Annotated in this window: 1 protein-coding gene; it reads left to right on the top strand. The window is 60.4% G+C overall.

The features are described from left to right. On the top strand, positions 1–1069 hold a 1069-nt coding region (locus ACFPVS_RS13645), incomplete at both ends, for a hemagglutinin repeat-containing protein (RefSeq protein ID WP_378595863.1).

Genomic DNA, 1069 nt, shown 5'->3' with positions numbered 1-1069 from the left:
AAGGCCGCCAAACTCTGGACTTGGACGAATCGGTTTACAGCAAATCGCGCAGCATCGCTTCTAAAAAAACTTCACTCGACCAATACCGCCGCCGGCATAACGAGGCCGTCGGCAGCGAAATCAGCGGCGGCAAGGTGCTGATTGTGGCCGATAACGATTTGACCGTCCGCGGCAGCGACGTAGTTTCAGACGGCCTCACGCTATTGACGGCAGGCAATGATGTGAACATTACCGCCGCTCAAAGCAGCTATCACGACACCGGATTCCACCAAACCAAAAAATCCGGCCTGACGGGCTCGGGCGGCATCGGTTTCACGATCGGCAGCAAAAAAGACGCCGCCGGCAGCGGCAGCCGAACGTTGGTGAATCACGGTTCGACCGTCGGCAGTTTAACCGGCGACACCGTCATTTCCGCCGCACAAAACTACCGCCAAACCGGCTCGGCCGCCTCCTCGCCCGAAGGTGACGTATGGATCCGTGCGCGCAACATCGGCATTGAAGCGGCGCAGGATACTTACGCTGCCGACTACCGGCACACCCTCGAACAAAAAGGCCTGACCGCAGCGGTTGACATCCCTGTGGTTCAGGCCGCACAAAACGCGGCAGCCGCGGCCAAAACCGTCGGCAAAAGCAAAAACGGCCGCGTCAATGCCATGGCTGCGGCCAATGCCGCATGGCAGACACGCAGGTTATTGGCCGGAGAAAGCAGTCCCGACAACCTCAAAGGCCCGGCAGACACCGCTTCCGCCCTATCCGCCGGCGATTGGCAATCCGCGGCAAACGCATCCAACGCCAGCGTATCCCTTACCTACGGCCGACAAAAAAACACTGCCCAAAGCCATACCGAAGGCAGCACCGCCCAAGGCAGCCAAGTCATCGGCGGCGGCCAAGTCAGCCTGATCGCCGACGAAGGCCGTCTGAACATCACCGGCTCGGATGCGGCCGGTAAAAAAGGCACCTTATTGCGCGCCAAAGACATCGTGCTCCAATCGGCCGAACAACACCACAGCGAACGCAGCGACAACCGCAGCAGCGGCCGGAATGCCGGCGTTGCCGTCAGCTACGGCCA

Origin of the sequence: Neisseria weixii, assembly GCF_042658245.1 — a bacterium.
Classification (GTDB): Bacteria; Pseudomonadota; Gammaproteobacteria; order Burkholderiales; family Neisseriaceae; genus Neisseria; species Neisseria weixii.
Note: the sequence above shows the minus strand (reverse complement) of the source record. Positions and strands in the feature narration are given on the sequence as shown.